The 17,395-nt window shown below is 66.7% G+C and carries 16 protein-coding genes and 1 tRNA gene; 14 read left to right on the plus strand and 3 right to left on the minus strand.

Annotated features, from left to right (window positions below; all coding sequences use genetic code 11):
• Nucleotides 1-7: 7 nt before the first annotated feature.
• The 6 genes from recN to xerD all read left to right on the plus strand — a co-directional run bounded on the left by recN (nucleotide 8) and on the right by xerD (nucleotide 7,427).
• Nucleotides 8-1,759: a DNA repair protein RecN gene (gene recN / locus AC5Y4H_RS17755; protein ID WP_499983587.1), complete on the plus strand. Its 1,752-nt coding sequence runs from the start codon at nucleotides 8-10 to the stop codon at nucleotides 1,757-1,759.
• Between the two features lie 113 nt (nucleotides 1,760-1,872).
• Nucleotides 1,873-3,054: a putative cytokinetic ring protein SteA gene (gene steA / locus AC5Y4H_RS17760; protein WP_499983589.1), complete on the plus strand. Its 1,182-nt coding sequence runs from the start codon at nucleotides 1,873-1,875 to the stop codon at nucleotides 3,052-3,054.
• Entirely contained in the window at nucleotides 3,055-3,999 is a 945-nt protein-coding gene (locus AC5Y4H_RS17765) for a copper transporter (RefSeq protein WP_499983591.1), read from the plus strand. It begins immediately after the preceding gene.
• Nucleotides 4,000-4,121: 122 nt separating this feature from the next.
• Entirely contained in the window at nucleotides 4,122-5,873 is a 1,752-nt protein-coding gene (gene pyrG, locus AC5Y4H_RS17770; RefSeq protein WP_499983592.1) for a CTP synthase, read from the plus strand.
• The gene (locus AC5Y4H_RS17775) at nucleotides 5,866-6,489 is read left to right on the plus strand and encodes an NUDIX domain-containing protein (RefSeq protein ID WP_499983594.1); all 624 of its coding nucleotides are present in this window, start codon (nucleotides 5,866-5,868) and stop codon (nucleotides 6,487-6,489) included. The genes pyrG and AC5Y4H_RS17775 overlap by 8 nt, the downstream gene beginning before the upstream one ends.
• Nucleotides 6,486-7,427 carry a site-specific tyrosine recombinase XerD gene (gene xerD, locus AC5Y4H_RS17780; protein ID WP_499983595.1) on the plus strand — a complete coding sequence of 314 codons (942 nt, stop codon included), beginning with the start codon at nucleotides 6,486-6,488 and terminating at the stop codon, nucleotides 7,425-7,427. Before AC5Y4H_RS17775 ends, xerD begins: the two co-directional genes overlap by 4 nt.
• A 1-nt stretch (nucleotide 7,428) precedes the next feature.
• Here xerD and AC5Y4H_RS17785 read toward each other — a convergent pair whose 3' ends face one another.
• Nucleotides 7,429-8,181 carry an O-methyltransferase gene (locus tag AC5Y4H_RS17785; protein ID WP_499983596.1) on the minus strand — a complete coding sequence of 251 codons (753 nt, stop codon included), beginning with the start codon at nucleotides 8,179-8,181 and terminating at the stop codon, nucleotides 7,429-7,431.
• A gap of 218 nt (nucleotides 8,182-8,399) precedes the next feature.
• On the opposite strand from AC5Y4H_RS17785, the gene AC5Y4H_RS17790 reads away from it, so the two are divergent.
• The 7 genes from AC5Y4H_RS17790 to AC5Y4H_RS17820 all read left to right on the plus strand — a co-directional run bounded on the left by AC5Y4H_RS17790 (nucleotide 8,400) and on the right by AC5Y4H_RS17820 (nucleotide 13,960).
• On the plus strand, nucleotides 8,400-9,263 hold the full coding sequence (locus tag AC5Y4H_RS17790) for a ParA family protein (protein ID WP_499983598.1): 864 nt from the start codon (nucleotides 8,400-8,402) through the stop codon (nucleotides 9,261-9,263).
• Nucleotides 9,260-10,075 carry a segregation/condensation protein A gene (locus AC5Y4H_RS17795; RefSeq protein WP_499983600.1) on the plus strand — a complete coding sequence of 272 codons (816 nt, stop codon included), beginning with the start codon at nucleotides 9,260-9,262 and terminating at the stop codon, nucleotides 10,073-10,075. The genes AC5Y4H_RS17790 and AC5Y4H_RS17795 overlap by 4 nt, the downstream gene beginning before the upstream one ends.
• 63 nt (nucleotides 10,076-10,138) lie before the next feature.
• On the plus strand, nucleotides 10,139-10,834 hold the full coding sequence (gene scpB, locus AC5Y4H_RS17800; RefSeq protein ID WP_499983624.1) for an SMC-Scp complex subunit ScpB: 696 nt from the start codon (nucleotides 10,139-10,141) through the stop codon (nucleotides 10,832-10,834).
• The gene (locus AC5Y4H_RS17805) at nucleotides 10,834-11,577 is read left to right on the plus strand and encodes a pseudouridine synthase (protein WP_499983602.1); all 744 of its coding nucleotides are present in this window, start codon (nucleotides 10,834-10,836) and stop codon (nucleotides 11,575-11,577) included. The genes scpB and AC5Y4H_RS17805 overlap by 1 nt, the downstream gene beginning before the upstream one ends.
• A 5-nt stretch (nucleotides 11,578-11,582) precedes the next feature.
• Complete coding sequence (gene cmk / locus AC5Y4H_RS17810; RefSeq protein ID WP_499983629.1) at nucleotides 11,583-12,257, plus strand: (d)CMP kinase; 675 nt, start codon at nucleotides 11,583-11,585, stop codon at nucleotides 12,255-12,257.
• Nucleotides 12,254-13,654, plus strand: coding sequence for a ribosome biogenesis GTPase Der (gene der, locus AC5Y4H_RS17815; RefSeq protein ID WP_499983604.1), 1,401 nt, complete (start codon nucleotides 12,254-12,256; stop codon nucleotides 13,652-13,654). The genes cmk and der overlap by 4 nt, the downstream gene beginning before the upstream one ends.
• 232 nt (nucleotides 13,655-13,886) lie before the next feature.
• Nucleotides 13,887-13,960: transfer RNA gene (locus AC5Y4H_RS17820), tRNA-Pro, on the plus strand.
• A 275-nt stretch (nucleotides 13,961-14,235) separates the two neighbouring features.
• Here AC5Y4H_RS17820 and AC5Y4H_RS17825 read toward each other — a convergent pair.
• Together AC5Y4H_RS17825 and AC5Y4H_RS17830 are read right to left on the minus strand one after the other, a co-directional pair.
• Complete coding sequence (locus tag AC5Y4H_RS17825; protein ID WP_499983633.1) at nucleotides 14,236-14,910, minus strand: TetR/AcrR family transcriptional regulator; 675 nt, start codon at nucleotides 14,908-14,910, stop codon at nucleotides 14,236-14,238.
• Nucleotides 14,903-16,156, minus strand: a complete 1,254-nt coding sequence (locus tag AC5Y4H_RS17830; protein WP_499983605.1) for a cytochrome P450 — start codon at nucleotides 16,154-16,156, stop codon at nucleotides 14,903-14,905. The genes AC5Y4H_RS17825 and AC5Y4H_RS17830 overlap by 8 nt, the downstream gene beginning before the upstream one ends.
• Before the next feature lie 704 nt (nucleotides 16,157-16,860).
• On the opposite strand from AC5Y4H_RS17830, the gene AC5Y4H_RS17835 reads away from it, so the two are divergent.
• Nucleotides 16,861-17,139 (plus strand): hypothetical protein, encoded by a 279-nt coding sequence (locus tag AC5Y4H_RS17835; protein WP_499983607.1) that lies wholly within the window; start codon nucleotides 16,861-16,863, stop codon nucleotides 17,137-17,139.
• Nucleotides 17,140-17,395: the final 256 nt, after the last annotated feature.

Here is a 17,395-nt window from a genome sequence, read left to right on the forward strand (position 1 = left end):
TGATTGCATGCTGACCGAAATCCGCATCGAGTCACTCGGTGCCATCAGCGCCGCGGTCGGGGAGTTCGACCGCGGCCTGACCGTATTGACCGGCGAGACCGGTACCGGCAAGACGATGGTGGTGACCGGGTTGCACCTGCTCGGCGGTGCCCGCGCGGACGCGACCCGGGTGCGGTCCGGTGCCGATCGCGCGGTCGTCGAAGGCCGTTTCACCACAACAGATCTCGACGATTCCGTGATCGCGAAGCTGGACGAGACGCTGGACGCGTCGGGCGCGCAGCGCGACGAGGACGGCAGCGTGATCGCGCTGCGCTCGGTCAGCCGTGACGGACCGTCGCGGGCGTATCTCGGCGGCCGCAGCGTGCCGGCCAAGTCGCTGGGCGACTTCACCGCGGGCCTGTTGACCCTGCACGGGCAGAACGACCAGCTGCGGCTCATGCGGCCCGAGGAGCAGTGCGGCGCGCTGGACCGGTTCGCGAAGGCCGGCCCCGCGCTGGAGCGCTACTGCAAACTGCGTGACGCCTGGCTGTCGGCGCGACGCGACCTGCTCGACCGCCGCAACCGGATGCGCGAGCTCGCGCTGGAGGCCGACCGGCTGAACTTCGCCCTCAACGAGATCGACGCCGTGGACCCGCAACCCGGCGAGGACGAGGCACTGGTCGCGGAGATCCTGCGGCTGTCCGAACTAGACACCCTGCGCGAGGCCGCGGCCGGGGCCCGCGCGGCCCTGTCCTCGGACGAGGCGGACGGATCCGGGTTCAGCGCGACCGACAACCTGGGAAAGGCAAGGGCCGCACTGGAATCGACGGACGACGGGAAGCTGCTGGCATTGGCCGGCCAGCTCGGCGAGGTGCTCACGGTGGTTGTCGACGCGGCCGGTGAGCTGGGCGGCTTCCTGGAGGAACTGCCGGTCGATGCCAGCGCGCTGGAATCCAAACTGGCCCGGCAGGCCGAACTGCGCACGCTGACACGCAAATACGCCGCGGACATCGACGGCGTGCTCGCCTGGGCCACGGACGCCAGGGAGCGACTGGCTCAACTCGACGTCTCCGAGGAAGGGCTGGCCGCGCTGGCGAGGCGGGCGGACGAGCTCGCGCACGAATTAGCCCAGGCCGCGGGCGATCTGAGCAACATCCGGCGCAAGGCCGCCAAGCGGCTCGCCAAAGAGGTCACCGCCGAGCTGTCCGGGCTGGCGATGGCCGACGCCCAGTTCGGTATCGACGTCAGCGTTGACGTCGCGTCGGCCGCCGAGGAAGCGGCCGCGCTGATGCTGCCCTCGGGCGTGCTGGCCCGCGCCGGCGCCGACGGCGTCGACCAGGTCGAGTTCGGCTTTGCGGCGCACCGCGGGATGGACCAGCTGCCGTTGGCGAAGAGCGCTTCGGGGGGTGAGCTGTCCCGGGTGATGTTGGCGCTGGAAGTGGTCCTGGCCGCCTCGACGGCGGGCACGACGATGGTGTTCGACGAGGTCGACGCCGGCGTGGGTGGCCGGGCGGCGGTGCAGATCGGGCGGCGGCTGGCACGGTTGGCGCGTACCCACCAGGTCATCGTCGTGACGCACCTGCCGCAGGTCGCGGCGTACGCCGACGTGCACCTGGTGGTGCATGGGGCAGGACCCAAGGGGACCAGCGTGGTGCGGCGGGTCGCCGACGACGAGCGGGTCGCCGAGCTGGCGCGGATGCTGGCCGGGCTGGGCGAGTCCGACAGCGGCCGTGCGCACGCCCGTGAGCTGCTCGAGGCGGCGCAGAAGGATGAGATCTAACCGTCGGGAACACTTAATACAGATGTGACTAATGGGACTCTAGATAACTTCTGAGGCTGATGTTACGGCGCGCCTCCCGTCCTCACCGAGGCTTCGCGGACAGAATCGCCCCCATGAAGATGTCAGGTCTGCTTTCCCGTAACCCCGCCCGGCCGGGCCTCGTCGGCACCGCCCGCGTTGACCGGAACATCGACCGGCTGCTGCGCCGGGTCTGCCCCGGCGACATCGTGGTGCTCGACGTCCTGGATCTGGACCGCATCACCGCCGACGCGCTGGTGGAGGCTGACATCGCCGCGGTCGTCAACGCGTCTCCGTCGGTGTCGGGCCGCTACCCGAACATGGGGCCCGAGGTCCTGGTCAACAACGGGGTGACGCTGATCGACGAGGCCGGACCCGACATCTTCAGGAAGGTCAAGGACGGCTCCAAGATCCGCCTGCACGAGGGCGGGGTGTACGTCGGCGATCGCAGGCTGGTCCGCGGAACCGAGCGCACCGATCACGACATCGCCGACCTGATGCGCGAGGCCAAGAGCGGGCTGTCCGCGCACCTGGAGGCGTTCGCCGGCAACACAATCGAGTTCATCAAGAGCGAGAGCCCGCTGCTGATCGACGGCATCGGCATCCCCGACGTCGACGTCGACCTGCGCCGCCGGCACGTCGTGATCGTCGGCGACGAGCCCAGCGCCGCCGAGGATCTGCGCTCGCTCAAGCCGTTCATCAAGGAGTATCAGCCGGCCCTGATCGGTGTCGGCACCGGCGCCGACGTCCTGCGCAAGGCCGGCTACCGCCCCCAGGTCATCGTCGGGGACCCCGACCAGATCAGCACCGACGCGCTCAAGTGCGGTGCCCAGGTCGTGTTGCCCGCCGACGCCGACGGGCACGCGCCCGGCCTGGAACGGATCCAGGATCTCGGCGTCGGGGCGATGACGTTCCCGGCCGCCGGGTCGGCGATCGACCTGGCGCTGCTGCTGGCCGACCACCACGGCGCCGCGCTGCTGGTGACGGCCGGCCACACCGCCAACATCGAGACGTTCTTCGACCGCACCCGCGCGCACAGCAATCCTTCCACCTTCCTGACCCGGCTGCGGGTGGGCGAGAAGGTGGTGGACGCCAAGGCCGTGGCCACCCTGTACCGCAACCACATCTCGGCGGGTGCCATCGCGCTGCTGGCGCTGACCATGCTGATCGCCGTCATCGTCGCGCTGTGGGTGTCGCGCACCGACGGCGTGGTGCTGCATTGGGTCACCGACTACTGGAACCACTTCTGCCTGACGGTGCAGAAGTGGGTCACCTAGATGATCTCGTTGCGTCAGCATGCCTTGTCACTGGCCGCCGTCTTCCTCGCGCTGGCCGTGGGAGTCGTGCTGGGCTCGGGCTTCTTGTCGGACACTCTGTTGTCCAGCCTGCGCGACGAAAAGCGCGACTTGAACACCCAGATCAGCGGGCTGAACGACCAGAAGAATGTGCTGAACGAAAAGCTCAGTGCGGCAAACAATTTCGACACTCAACTGGCCGGCCGGATGGTGCACGACGCGTTGGGTGGCAAGTCGGTGGTGATGTTCCGCACGCCGGATGCCCAGGACGACGACGTTGCCGCGGTGTCGAAGTTCATCGGCCAGGCGGGCGGGACGGTGACCGGAACGGTGTCGCTGACGCAGGAATTCGTCGAGGCCAACTCGGCGGAGAAGCTTCAGACGGTGGTGAACTCCTCGGTGCTGCCCGCGGGCCAGCAGCTGAGCACCAAGCTGGTCGACCAGGGTTCACAGGCGGGCGACCTGATGGGCATCGCCCTGCTGGCGAACGCGAATCCCGCAGTGCCCGCGGTGGATGACATCCAGCGCAGCACCGTGCTGGCGGCGCTGCGCAACACGGGCTTCATCACCTATCAGACAACCGATCACATGGGCGCGGCCAACGCCGCACTTGTGGTCACGGGCGGCTCGTTACCCGGGGACGCCGGCAATAAGGGCGTCAGCGTGGCCCGGTTCTCGGCCGCGCTGGCCCCGCACGGTTCGGGCACGCTGCTGGCCGGACGCGACGGGTCGGCGACCGGGGGTGCCGCGGTGGCCGTGGCCCGCGCCGACGCCGGAATGAACTCGGCCATCAGCACCGTCGACGATGTCGAAGCCGCGCCAGGCCGCATCACCGCGGTGCTGGCGCTGCACGACCTGCTCAACGGCGGTCACGCAGGGCAGTACGGCACGGGTCACGGGGCGGCGTCGATCACGGTGCCTCAGTAGCGGGCGTGTTAGCCGCGACACAGCGCGGTGGATGTTAGGGTGGATTTCCGTGGGTCGGCAGGCCCATCTAGTTATTCGCTAGAACAATTTTGACGCCCTGCCCGTCTTCACGGAGGTCGCCTGTGCGAAAGCACCCGCAATCCGCCACCAAGCACCTCTTCGTCAGCGGGGGAGTCGCTTCCTCGTTGGGCAAGGGATTGACCGCCAGCAGCCTTGGTCAGCTATTGACGGCCCGCGGGTTGTACGTGACGATGCAGAAACTCGATCCGTACCTCAACGTCGATCCGGGCACCATGAACCCTTTCCAGCATGGAGAGGTATTCGTCACCGAGGACGGCGCCGAAACCGACCTGGACGTCGGCCATTACGAACGGTTTTTGGACCGCGACCTGTCCGGCTCCGCCAATGTCACTACGGGGCAGGTGTATTCGACGGTCATCGCCAAGGAGCGGCGCGGCGAGTACCTCGGCGACACCGTCCAGGTGATCCCGCACATCACCGACGAGATCAAAGCGCGCATCATGTCGATGGCCCAGCCCGACGCCCAGGGGAACCGTCCCGACGTGGTCATCACCGAGATCGGCGGCACCGTCGGCGACATCGAGTCGCAGCCCTTCTTAGAGGCGGCGCGCCAGGTGCGTCACGACCTGGGTCGTGAGAACGTCTTCTTCCTGCACGTCTCGCTGGTGCCCTACCTGGCGCCGTCGGGTGAGCTCAAGACCAAACCCACCCAGCACTCGGTGGCCGCGCTGCGCAGCATCGGTATCACCCCCGACGCGCTGATCCTGCGCTGCGACCGCGACGTTCCCGAAGCGCTGAAGAACAAGATTGCGCTGATGTGTGACGTCGACATCGACGGCGTCATCTCCACCCCGGACGCGCCGTCGATCTACGACATTCCCAAGGTGCTGCACCGCGAGGAACTCGACGCCTATGTGGTGCGCCGGCTCAACCTGCCGTTCCGGGACGTCGACTGGACCGAATGGGACGACCTGCTGCGCCGGGTGCACGAGCCGCACGAGATCGTGCGAATCGCCTTGGTGGGCAAGTACGTTGAGCTCTCCGACGCCTATCTGTCCGTCACCGAGGCGCTGCGCGCCGGCGGGTTCAAGCACCACGCCAAGGTGGAGCTGGTGTGGGTGCCCTCCGACGACTGTGAGAGCGGAGCCGGTGCCGCGGCGGCCCTGGGCGACGTGCACGGCGTGCTGATCCCCGGCGGGTTCGGCATCCGCGGCATCGAGGGCAAGATCGGCGCCATCCACCACGCCCGCGCGCGCGGGCTGCCGGTGCTCGGCCTGTGCCTAGGCCTGCAATGCATCGTGATCGAGGCCGCCCGCTCCGCCGGTCTGACCCAGGCCAACTCGGCGGAGTTCGACCCCGAGACGCCCGACCCCGTCATCTCCACGATGGCCGACCAGGTGGACATCGTGGCCGGCGAAGCCGACCTGGGCGGCACCATGCGGCTGGGCGCCTACCCCGCCGTGCTGGAACCGGAATCGATTGTGGCCCAGGCGTATGGCGCCACCGAGGTGTCCGAGCGCCACCGGCACCGCTATGAAGTCAACAACGCCTACCGCGACAAGATCGCGGAGAGCGGCCTGAAGTTCTCCGGCACATCTCCGGACGGCCATCTGGTGGAGTTCGTCGAATATCCGCCGGACGTGCATCCCTTCATCGTCGGCACGCAGGCCCACCCGGAGCTGAAGAGCCGGCCCACCCGGCCGCACCCGCTGTTCGTCGCCTTCGTCGGCGCGGCCATCGACTACAAGGCGGGCGAGCTGCTGCCGGTGGAAATCCCGGAGCAGTCATCGAACGGCATCCAGCACCGGGACAGCGCTGCGCGGCCGATACCTGAGCCCGCGGCCCGTGGCTGACCACGTCTTCGAGACGGCATCGTCCGAAACGCTGTACACCGGAAAGATTTTCGCGCTGCGCAGCGACCGGGTTCGGATGCCCGGCGGCAAGGTCGTGACCCGCGAGATCGTCGAACATTTCGGCGCCGTCGCCGTTGTCGCGATGGACGACGACGGCAACATCCCGATGGTCTACCAGTACCGGCACGCCTTCGGTCGGCGGCTCTGGGAGTTGCCCGCGGGACTGCTCGATGTGGGCGGCGAGGCAGCTCATCTCACCGCGGCCCGCGAGCTGATGGAGGAGGCGGGGCTGAAGGCCGACACCTGGCGGGTGCTCGTCGACCTCGATTCCACACCGGGCTTCAGCGATGAGTCGGTGCGCGTCTACCTGGCCACCGGCCTGACTCACGTCGAAAGGCCCGATGCGCACGACGAAGAAGCCGACATGACACTGGAGTGGTACCCGCTGGCCGACGCCGCCCGCAAGGTGCTCAGCGGTGAAATCGTCAATGCCATTGCCGTGGCAGGGATTCTGGCCGCCCACGCCGTGACGACAGGGTTCGCGCAGCCGCGGCCGGTGGACAGCCCCTGGCAGGACAAGCCGACGGCGTTCATGGCGCGCAAGGGCGCGCGATGACGACGGTGGCGCTGGACACGCAGTTGCAGGGCTACCTTGACCATCTGACCATCGAGCGCGGCGTCGCCGCGAACACCCTCAGCTCATACAGCCGCGATCTGCGCCGCTACACAAAGCACCTGTCGGACCGCGGGATTCATGACCTGGCCAAGGTGGGGGAGAACGACGTCAGCGAATTCCTGGTGGCGCTGCGCCGCGGCGATCCCGACACCGGGGCCGCCGCGCTGTCCGCCGTATCGGCGGCGCGGGCGCTGATCGCGGTGCGTGGCCTGCATCGGTTCGCCGCCGCCGAAGGGCTGGCCGAGCTCGACGTGGCGCGTGCCGTCCGTCCACCGACGCCGGGCCGCCGGCTGCCCAAAAGCCTGACCATCGACCAGGTGCTGGCGCTGCTGGAGGGGGCGGGCGGTGACAGTCCGGCCGACGGCCCGCTGACCCTGCGTAACCGGGCGCTGCTGGAACTGCTGTACTCCACCGGCGCGCGTATCTCCGAAGCCGTCGGCCTCGACGTCGACGACGTCGACACGCAAGCCCGGTCGGTGTTGTTGCGCGGCAAGGGTGGTAAGCAACGGCTGGTGCCGATCGGACGTCCGGCCGTCGCCGCCCTGGACGCATACCTGGTTCGGGGCCGTTCGGAGCTGGCGCGCCGCGGGCGCGGAACGCCGGGCATCTTCCTCAATGTGCGCGGGGGGCGGTTGTCGCGGCAAAGTGCGTGGCAAGTCCTGCAGGACGCGGCCGAGCGTGCCGGCATCACCTCGGGGGTGTCGCCGCACATGCTGCGGCATTCCTTTGCCACCCATCTGCTGGAGGGCGGCGCCGACGTGCGGGTCGTGCAGGAGCTGCTCGGGCACGCCTCGGTGACGACCACGCAGATCTACACCATGGTCACCGTGCACGCGCTGCGCGAAGTGTGGGCCGGGGCCCACCCGCGGGCGCAGTAGCTCAACCGAGGTAGTCGGACTCCAGCACCAGGTCGGACAGCAGCGTCTGATACTCGACATGCGCCCTGTGCTCGACGGTGTTGAACCGCTTGCCCTGCTGCAGCCGCATGTACTCGCGGTACTTCGGCGCACCGGGCACCCGGACGTTGTCGGCGACCACGACCGAGCCCGGGTGCAACCACTGCCGATTCAGGATGCTGTTCAGGTCGGGCAGGTAGGCGTCCTTGTCGTGATCGAGAAACACGAAATCCAGTGTGCCGGGGGCAAACCCATGCTCGTTGGCCAACGCATCCAGGGTGCGCCCGCCGTCGCCGATGGTGCCGACCACACAGGTCACCCGGTCGGCGACGCCGGCATGCGCCCAGATCTGGCGGGCATTGGCGGCGTTGGCCTCGGAGAGTTCGACCGAGAACACCTTGGCGTTCGGGGCGGCCCTGGCGATGCGCAAGGCGCCGTAGCCGCAGTAGGTGCCCAGTTCGAGCGCGAGCGACGGGTCGGCGCGCCGCACGGCGGCGTCGAGCAGCAGCCCTTTCTCGTCACCGACGTTGATCAGCAGGGATTTTTCGTAAGCGAACTTGTCGATGGTCGCCAGCACGTCGTCCATGTCGCCCGCGCGCGCGTTCCGCAGGACGTACTCGACAGCGGCCGCCTCGCGCCCGTCACCGATCTGGCCGGTGGTGGTGATGTTTCGGGCGCCGGCGGCCACGCGCCAGAACGACCACCGCAAAAGAGGAATCCGTCGCTTCAGATCCATAGACGTCACGATATGCCGAGGAGCGGTCACCTTCCCATGGCCCCTTATCGCCCCCGGATATTGGTGCTGCTGTGACTGAAGTGAAAAGGCTGTCGGGATGTGCGTTCTACCACCGAATCTTGCCCATATCGGCTGGTTAATTGCCTGCGGGTCGCCGGGTTTCGCGCGCTGAACCCGTTAGACTTTCCGACGATGTTCACCTCCCGAACACCCCCGCCATGACCGAGCAGCCGGACTCCGGCGTCGAGCTCGGTCTGACCGGGCGGCCGCCGCGGGCGATCCCGGAGCCTCAGCCGCGCACCTCGCACGGCCCGGCCAAGGTCGTCGCCATGTGCAACCAGAAGGGCGGCGTCGGGAAGACCACGTCGACCATCAATCTGGGCGCCGCGCTCGCCGAATACGGCCGCCGGGTGCTGCTGGTGGACATGGATCCGCAGGGCGCGCTGTCCGCCGGGCTGGGCGTCCCGCATTACGAGCTGGAAAAGACCATTCACAACGTCCTGGTCGAGCCGCGGGTGTCGATCGACGACGTGCTGCTGCAGACCCGGGTCAAGCACATGGATCTGGTGCCCAGCAACATCGACCTGTCGGCCGCCGAGATCCAGCTTGTCAACGAGGTGGGACGCGAGCAGACGCTGGGTCGGGCGTTGCACCCGGTGCTGGATCGCTACGACTACGTGCTGATCGATTGCCAGCCGTCCCTGGGGCTGCTCACGGTCAACGGCCTGGCCTGCTCCGACGGCGTGGTGATCCCAACCGAGTGCGAGTACTTTTCGCTGCGCGGGCTGGCGCTGCTGACCGACACCGTCGACAAGGTACGCGACCGGCTCAACCCGAAGCTCGAGATCAGCGGGATCCTGCTCACCCGGTACGACCCCCGCACGGTCAACTCCCGCGAGGTGATGGCCCGGGTGGTGGAGCGGTTCGGGGACCTGGTGTTCGACACGGTCATCACCCGGACCGTCCGATTCCCGGAGACCAGCGTGGCCGGCGAGCCCATCACCACGTGGGCCCCGCGATCCACCGGAGCGATCGCCTATCGCGCCCTGGCCCGCGAGTTCATCGACCGATTCGGCGCGTGAACGCGACCGAAACCGGTGAGGCGCCCCAGCAGAACGGCTTCCAGGTCCGGCTGACCAATTTCGAGGGGCCTTTCGACCTGCTCCTGCAGCTGATCTTCGCCCATCGCCTCGACGTGACCGAGGTGGCGCTGCACCAGGTCACCGACGACTTCATCGCCTACACCCGCGAAATCGGTCCGCAGCTGGAGCTGGAGGAGACCACGGCTTTCCTGGTGGTCGCCGCGACGCTGCTGGACTTGAAGGCGGCCCGGCTGCTGCCCGCCGGACGGGTCGACGACGACGAGGACCTCGCCCTGCTGGAGGTGCGCGACCTGCTGTTCGCCCGGCTGCTGCAATATCGCGCGTTCAAGCACGTCGCCGAAATGTTCGCCGAGCTGGAGGCCACGGCGCTGCGCAGCTATCCGCGCTCGGTGTCGCTGGAAGACCGGTTCACCGAACTGCTGCCCGAGGTGATGATCGGCGTCGACGCCGAACGGTTCGCCCAGATCGCCGCGATCGCGTTCAGCCCGCGACCCGTCCCGACCGTGTCGGTCGAGCACCTGCACCAGGTCCAGGTGTCGGTGCCCGAGCAGGCCAAGAAGTTGCTGGCCATCCTGGAAGCCCGGGGCAGCGGTGCGTGGGCCACGTTCTCCGAGCTGGTCGCCGATTGCGAGGCGTCGATGGAGGTTGTCGGACGCTTCCTGGCGCTGCTCGAACTGTATCGGTCCCGGGCGGTAGCATTTGACCAGTCAGAGCCGCTCGGCGTGCTCCAAATCTCGTGGACCGGGGAACGTCCGGCCAATGAAACCCTGGTAGAAGTGCGGGACGAATAAGTGACCTCCGCCAGCGACGATGCAGAGCGCAGCGATGAGAAGGAGCGGCGCTTGAACACAGATATGCCGGACGTCGATCTCGAAGCAGAGCTCGACGCGGGCATCCCGGATATCGCCGAAGTCGCGCCGATGGAATCCGAAGAGCTGGGCTCGGTGCTCGAGGCGCTGCTGTTGGTGGTGGACACCCCGGTTACCGCGGAGGCGCTGGCGTCGGCCACCCAGCAACCGGTGTACCGGGTCGCCACCAAGCTGCAGGAGATGGCTGAGCAACTCACCGAACGCGACAGCGGCATCGATCTGCGGAAAAACAGCGAGGGCTGGCGGATGTACACCCGCGCCCGGTTCGCGCCCTACGTCGAGAAGCTGCTGCTGGACGGAGCGCGGTCCAAGCTCACCCGGGCCGCGTTGGAGACGCTGGCCGTGGTCGCCTACCGCCAGCCCGTGACCCGCGCGCGGGTCAGCGCGGTGCGTGGCGTCAACGTCGACGCCGTGATGCGCACGCTGCTGGCGCGCGGCCTGATCAGCGAGGCCGGGGCCGACGAGGACACCGGTGCGGTGACGTTCGCCACCACCGAGCTGTTCCTGGAGCGCCTGGGGCTGACCTCGCTGGCCGATCTTCCGGATATCGCGCCGCTGCTTCCCGACGTCGACACGATCGAGGACCTCAGCGAATCCCTGGACAGCGAGCCACGTTTCATCAAACTTTCCGGCGGTCAGTCGTCCGACCAGGCGCTGACGTTCGACGTGGACCAGGATTGATGGAAGAAGCTCAGGGGATCCGGCTGCAAAAGGTGTTGTCCCAAGCCGGAATTGCGTCGCGGCGGGCCGCCGAGAAGTTGATTATCGACGGCCGCGTCGAGGTGGACGGCAATGTGGTGACCGAACTGGGCACTCGCGTCGACCCGGACGCCTCGGTGATCCGCGTCGACGGCGCCCGGGTGGTGCTCGACGACTCGCAGGTGTACCTCGCGCTGAACAAGCCGCGCGGTGTGCACTCGACCATGTCCGACGACCGCGGCCGGCCGTGCATTGGCGACCTGGTCGAGCGCAAGGTCCGCGGCAACAAGAACCTGTTTCACGTCGGGCGGTTGGACGCCGACACCGAAGGGCTGATCCTGCTGACCAACGACGGCGAGCTGGCGCACCGGCTGATGCACCCTTCCCACGAGGTGCCCAAGACATATCTGGCGACCGTGACCGGGTCGGTGCCGCGCGGGCTCGGCAAGAAGCTGCGTGCCGGTGTCGAATTGGACGACGGAGTGGCCAAACTCGACGAGTTCGCGGTGGTGGACGCCATTCCGGGCAAGACGCTGGTGCGGGTGACGCTGCACGAGGGGCGCAACCGCATCGTGCGCCGGCTGCTGGCGGCCGCGGGATTCCCGGTGGAGTCGTTGGTGCGCACCGACATCGGGCCGGTCGCGCTGGGCAAGCAGCGGCCGGGCACCATCCGGGCATTGGCTCATCACGAGGTTGGCCAGCTTTATAAAGCGGTGGGCCTGTGACTGACATGGTGGTGGCCATCGACGGCCCTGCGGGCACCGGAAAGTCCTCGGTATCAAAGGGATTGGCGCAAGCGCTCGGGGCGCGCTACCTGGACACGGGCGGGATGTACCGGGCGGTGACGCTGGCCGTGCTGCGCGCCGAAGTTGACCCGGCCGACGCCGAGGCCGTCGCGCGCACGGCGGAGACGGTGCAGATGTCGGTCGACTATCACCCCGATGGCGACCGTTATTTCCTGTCAGGAGAAGATGTCTCGGCAGAGATCCGCGGCGACCGGGTCACCGGCTCGGTGTCGGCGGTGTCCTCGGTGCCCGCCGTCCGCACCCGGCTGGTCGACATGCAGCGCGAAATGGCCCAGGGCCCGGGCACTGTGGTAGTCGAGGGCCGGGACATCGGCACCGTCGTCCTACCCGACGCGCCGGTGAAGATCTTCCTGACCGCGTCGGCCGAAACCAGGGCGCGGCGGCGCAACGATCAGAACGTGGCAGCCGGCCTGGCCGACGACTACGAGGCGGTGCTGGCCGACGTCCGCCGCCGCGATCACCTGGATTCCACCCGGGCGGTGTCACCGCTGCGGGCGGCCCCGGACGCGGTGGTCGTCGACACCGGCGAGATGACCGAAGCGCAGGTCATTTCGCACTTGCGCGACCTGGTCAAGCAGCGAAGCGGAGCGGTGCGGTGAGCCAAGACGGCACGTGGAGTGACGAAAGCGACTGGGATTCAGTCGAATTCGGCCTCGACGAACAGGACGATGCCGGCCCGGCGCCCGTGGTGGCGGTGGTCGGCCGACCCAACGTCGGCAAGTCGACGCTGGTCAATCGGATCCTGGGCCGCAGAGAAGCGGTGGTGCAGGACATCCCGGGCGTCACCCGCGACCGGGTGTCCTACGACGCGCTGTGGACGGGCCGCCGGTTCATCGTGCAGGACACCGGGGGATGGGAACCCGACGCCAAGGGACTGCAGCAACTAGTGGCCGAACAAGCATCGGTGGCGATGCGCACCGCCGATGCGGTGATCCTGGTGGTCGACGCCGTCGTCGGCGCGACCGCGGCCGACGAGGCCGCCGCACGGATCCTGCTGCGGTCGGGCAAGCCGGTCTTCCTGGCGGCCAACAAGGTTGACAGCGACAAGGCAGAGGCGGACGCGGCGATGCTGTGGTCGCTGGGTCTCGGTGAACCGCACGCCGTCAGCGCCATACACGGCCGCGGCGTGGCCGACCTGCTTGACGAGGTGCTCGCCGCGCTGCCCGAGGTGTCCGAAGTGGCGCCCACGTCCGGCGGCCCGCGCCGGGTCGCGCTGGTCGGCAAGCCCAACGTGGGCAAGAGCTCCCTGCTGAACAAGCTGGCGGGCGATCAGCGCTCGGTGGTGCACGACGTCGCCGGGACGACGGTGGACCCGGTGGACTCGCTGATCGAGCTGGGCGACAAGGTGTGGCGGTTCGTCGATACCGCGGGTTTGCGCCGCAAGGTGGGCCAGGCCAGCGGGCACGAGTTCTACGCCTCGGTGCGCACGCACTCGGCCATCGACGCGGCCGAGGTGGTAATCGTGCTGATCGACGGGTCGGACCCCCTCACCGAACAGGACCAGCGGGTGCTGTCGATGGTCATCGAGGCCGGCCGGGCCCTGGTGCTGGCTTTCAACAAGTGGGACCTGGTGGACGAAGACCGCCGGGAGCTGTTGGAGCGCGAGATCGACCGCGAACTTGTGCAGCTGCGGTGGGCTCCGCGGGTCAACATCTCCGCCAAGACCGGGCGCGCTTTGCAGAAGCTGGTGCCCGCCATGGAGACCGCGCTGGCCTCGTGGGATGCGCGGATTCCGACCGGCCCGTTGAATTCGTGGCTCAAAGAGGTGGTGGCGGCGACGCCGCCCCCGGTGCGGGGAGGCAAGCAGCCGCGCATCCTGTTCGCCACCCAGGCAACCGCCCGGCCCCCGACATTCGTTCTGTTCACCACCGGTTTTCTCGAGGCCGGGTATCGCCGCTTTCTGGAGCGCCGGCTGCGCGAGACCTTTGGGTTCGAGGGGTCGCCGATCCGGATCAACGTGCGGGTCCGCGAAAAACGGGGAGCAAAGCGGCGCTGACTGCGGTGGCGTTTCGCGAGGTCGCGCTTCGACCTCTGTCCAAGCGTCTGGTGTTTCCCGAACGTGTTAGCCAGCGCTTGCACCTTCGGGATTCACTTCTTCGTCGTCCGCTGCCGGTAGCGCGGGACACCCGGTACGACATGCGGGTCACGGTGCAGCGGAGGTCGCTTGGCAGACGGGTCGGCCAGTTACGGTAGGCTTTCGACCTGCTGCCGGTGTAAGCATCGGCGCGCGGGCTGTGGCGCAGTTTGGTAGCGCACTTGACTGGGGGTCAAGTGGTCGCAGGTTCAAATCCTGTCAGCCCGACAAGATGAATTGCCTGTTCAAAGCACATTTCTGGTGGGTCTAGCCGCTTAGTCGTGCGATCTCTGTGCGATGCTTCGCGAGCATCGGCCAGCACTTACCAGCACTCCGGCGGCTGTCCACCGGATGCCGCGCGGCCCGCTGTCTAGTCATCGGCACCGGCAAACCTGGCGCGGTTGCGTACCCGGAACGTGGCGGACAATTACCTTCGACTTTGCCCTAAACGTGGCTAGCCGAAACGTATGGCTGCAAACCGTCGGCGGCCTCTCGTCCGAAGTTCACGATTCAGCGCACCTGTCCGGCTCGATGTGCTCGTCCGATGATGCGTGCCGTTCGTGGACCGGCAACGACGTCATCCGTGGATAGAGGATCGCTGGACCGAGCCATCGCGCAACGAAGCGGCGTAGTGCGATTCCGTCGCGTGGCGGCTGCCCGGGATCGGTCAGGAGCGACTGCACTGTGCGCAAGGTCATTTCGGCAAGCTCATTGAGCGCAGTGGCGTCGAAGCCGTGAAGCTTCCAATCGACATCGAGGCGGTGGAAGGCCGACAGACAGAAAATGATCGCTGTGTCGGAGGTGAGCGAGACGGCAGCTTCGCCCCCAGGTGTCCGGGTAAGCAAGCTCTCCAACTGTGGATCGCCGATGAGGTTCTCAACTGCGAACGAGATGATTTCGACGACCGCAGTGACCGGGTCGTTGATGCCGCTGACGTGGTCTACAACTTGGTCGACGAAACCGTTGACCGCACGCATCGCGCTCGCGACGAGCAGCGCGTCGGCATTGGGAAAGTACCGGTATACCGTCTGACGAGTGACTCCGAGCCTTCGGGCTACGTCGGCAAGCCGTAGCGCCGATCCGTGTTCAGCGATCACGTCGTCTACCGCATCCAGAATGCGGGCGATCGCCTCCTCGTCCGAGGCGGGTGTGACACCCGCCCAGCCGCGACTACGCATCCGCTGCCACAAGCATTTCGCTGTCGAACTCGATCTCAAGTGTCGTGGGGCCGGTCATTCCGAGCAGGGATTTCCACGGCGCCGGGGCGATACGGTGGGGTGCAGTGAGACGTCGGGTGAGGATCGTGAGTGCTTCCGCCAATTCCCGGCGTGCGAGGTTCGCCCCTAGGCAGTAGTGCGCACCACCACCGAAAGTCAGAATCGCGGGCACGTCCTTACGCGCGATGTCGAACCGATCTGCATTCTCATAAATCGCTGGATCACGGTTGGCCGCAAAGGTGTTCACGACTACCAAGGTGCCCGCGGGGAACGTGTACCCGCCAAATTCGGCATCCTCGGTAGCGGCTCGCACTGCGATACAGACCGCGGGCGAGTGCCGCATGCTCTCCTCAACCGCCTGCATCGCAAGCTCTGGTTGCTCACCGAGCTTCGCCCATTGATCCGGATGCTCGCACAGCACCTGCACCGACGCGGCCAGTTGGTTTCGCGTCGTGTCCGTCCCCGCCATCAAAAAGCCAGCCACCAGCATGCGCAGTTCATCCAGATTGAGCCTGTCGCCCTCGCTTTCGGCGCGTATGAGCTCAGACAACAGATCATCAGTCAGATGCCTCCGGCGTGCGGCGACCATGTCATCCACGTAGGCGTCCAGTTCGCTCCACGACCGCATGATCGCGGCTTCATCGAAGGTGACGTCGGGCTGAAAGTTGAAAGCCTTGAAGATCTGGTCGGTCCACTGTGCGAAAAGGTGCCAGTCTTCCCGAGGCGCACCGATCAGCGCACACATGATCGGGGTGGGATAGGGCCGCGCGATATCGGTCACCACGTCGCAACGACCGACCTCTACCACTTGATCGATCAGCTCGTTCACCACCTCATGGATCGTGTCCTGAAGGCGTGAGGTCGAGCGGGGAGTGAACGCCCTGGACACCAGCTTGCGTAAGCGAGAATGTGGCGGACCTTCGAGACCGAGAAGGCTGCTCATCATCTTGTCGTAGAGCGGACCTGAGGTGATGCCCTGCGCTGCCAGTGTGAGGCCGGGTGGCAACCGAAACCTGCTGTCGCGCAGGATATCCCGAGCCAAATCGTAAGTCAGTATTTCCGGACCGAGCGGGCCAATGGCGATGGGCGCACGCGATTGCGCAATTCGCACGTCTTTGAGGATGTCCTGCGGAGTAGCGGTGAAGTCGTAGCTGAACGTGGGCAGGCCAGCTTCGAAGACGTTGGGAGCGGCGCTACTTACGTTCATTGCGATATCTCACATTCCATTGATGCCCCGGCGGGCCAAGGCGCGGACAATTGCGTCCAAAGTGTATGACCATAACGCTGAGCTCGTCAACGCATAACGGTATCTCCACAGGTCAGCGTACCTCCTGACTGCCGTGGTCATACGGAGTGTCGCCTGACGTCCGCATCGCTGCGAGGCGGTAGTTCATCGAGACCCTCGATGCGGTCTGTCTCGCGCCAGACTGCCCGACGCCCACTTTCGCATCAGTCTTAAAGCGGTCGCGGCGACGTCGAGCGCAGCCGCGATCCCGGCCGGGTCGGCGCAACGAGGGCCGCGGCCGGAGCGCACCGTGGCGGCATGACGGCGCAGCGATTCAGCTGCCTCCGCCTCGGTGCGGGCATCGAAAGACCAGCGACCAATCGAGCGTCGTCCGACGCGAGTCGCGAACGCACCTCGGCGTGCAGGGCGCCCGTACCGCCATTTGTACCGCCATTCGGTCAATTTGACCGTGAATTTCCGTGCTTGTTTGTAGCTGCGCTTGGAAACGTTAATCCGTTGTGGCACAACGCTTAAGTTATACACCAGCCGATTTCGTCACCTGACGGTTGTGTGCCAGCAGCAACCACCCACCGCTGCGGATTCCGCGCGGTTTGTGGTCAAGCTTGCGGTTATCGGCCCGACCCCGCTAATTCGCGTAGACGGGAGCGTGGGGGATGTCAATCGTTATGCAGCCCGACGACCCCAGCGTCACGCCGGCCAGCATTGCGGCCACCGCAACAGCTTTCAGTATCTTCTTCGCGCTCTTGGTCCTCATCGATCACACCCTTCTGCTGGCGATCAGCCGCGGCAGATTGACCGCCGTCGGTTCGCCGATGCTATCGCGGGTGTTATGCATATGTGGAATGTTGCGGGAATCAGTGCGCCGGCTGTTGTCGTCACAGCAGCACGCGGCAATCAGCCCGACCGGCGAACACGCAGGTGCGAGCCTGATTGAGCCAGGTTGAATTCAAAATTGGCGTGGCGGCGAGTAAATAGCCCGATGAATACGCAATTAGATTTACGGAGCCAGCAGCACGCTGGCAATGGGAGAGCGACCACAACGCCCGAATAAGTGAGCGGTGAAGTCTACGGCGCCGTAGGAGCGTTGTCGCCATGACCGGCGGCGTTATCGCGGCTTTCATAATTGCCGGCGGTACCTCGAAGTGGTACGCACGGTTTCAAAGAAAGCGGACGCGATGCCCTTAAGAAGCCCGGGTTAAA

The organism is Mycobacterium sp. NGS58 (assembly GCF_059812385.1).

Excerpts from the sequence above, each read along its gene's own strand:
- cmk (WP_499983629.1), top strand. The coding sequence starts at position 11,583 with ATGGTGGTGGCCATCGACGGCCCTGCGGGCACCGGAAAGTCCTCGGTA.
- AC5Y4H_RS17785 (WP_499983596.1), bottom strand. The coding sequence starts at position 8,181 with ATGGATCTGAAGCGACGGATTCCTCTTTTGCGGTGGTCGTTCTGGCGC.
- AC5Y4H_RS17765 (WP_499983591.1), top strand. The coding sequence starts at position 3,055 with ATGATCTCGTTGCGTCAGCATGCCTTGTCACTGGCCGCCGTCTTCCTC.
- AC5Y4H_RS17805 (WP_499983602.1), top strand. The coding sequence starts at position 10,834 with ATGGAAGAAGCTCAGGGGATCCGGCTGCAAAAGGTGTTGTCCCAAGCC.
- AC5Y4H_RS17825 (WP_499983633.1), bottom strand. The coding sequence starts at position 14,910 with ATGCGTAGTCGCGGCTGGGCGGGTGTCACACCCGCCTCGGACGAGGAG.
- scpB (WP_499983624.1), top strand. The coding sequence starts at position 10,139 with ATGCCGGACGTCGATCTCGAAGCAGAGCTCGACGCGGGCATCCCGGAT.
- recN (WP_499983587.1), top strand. The coding sequence starts at position 8 with ATGCTGACCGAAATCCGCATCGAGTCACTCGGTGCCATCAGCGCCGCG.
- AC5Y4H_RS17835 (WP_499983607.1), top strand. The coding sequence starts at position 16,861 with ATGCAGCCCGACGACCCCAGCGTCACGCCGGCCAGCATTGCGGCCACC.
- steA (WP_499983589.1), top strand. The coding sequence starts at position 1,873 with ATGAAGATGTCAGGTCTGCTTTCCCGTAACCCCGCCCGGCCGGGCCTC.
- AC5Y4H_RS17830 (WP_499983605.1), bottom strand. The coding sequence starts at position 16,156 with ATGAACGTAAGTAGCGCCGCTCCCAACGTCTTCGAAGCTGGCCTGCCC.
- xerD (WP_499983595.1), top strand. The coding sequence starts at position 6,486 with ATGACGACGGTGGCGCTGGACACGCAGTTGCAGGGCTACCTTGACCAT.
- AC5Y4H_RS17790 (WP_499983598.1), top strand. The coding sequence starts at position 8,400 with ATGACCGAGCAGCCGGACTCCGGCGTCGAGCTCGGTCTGACCGGGCGG.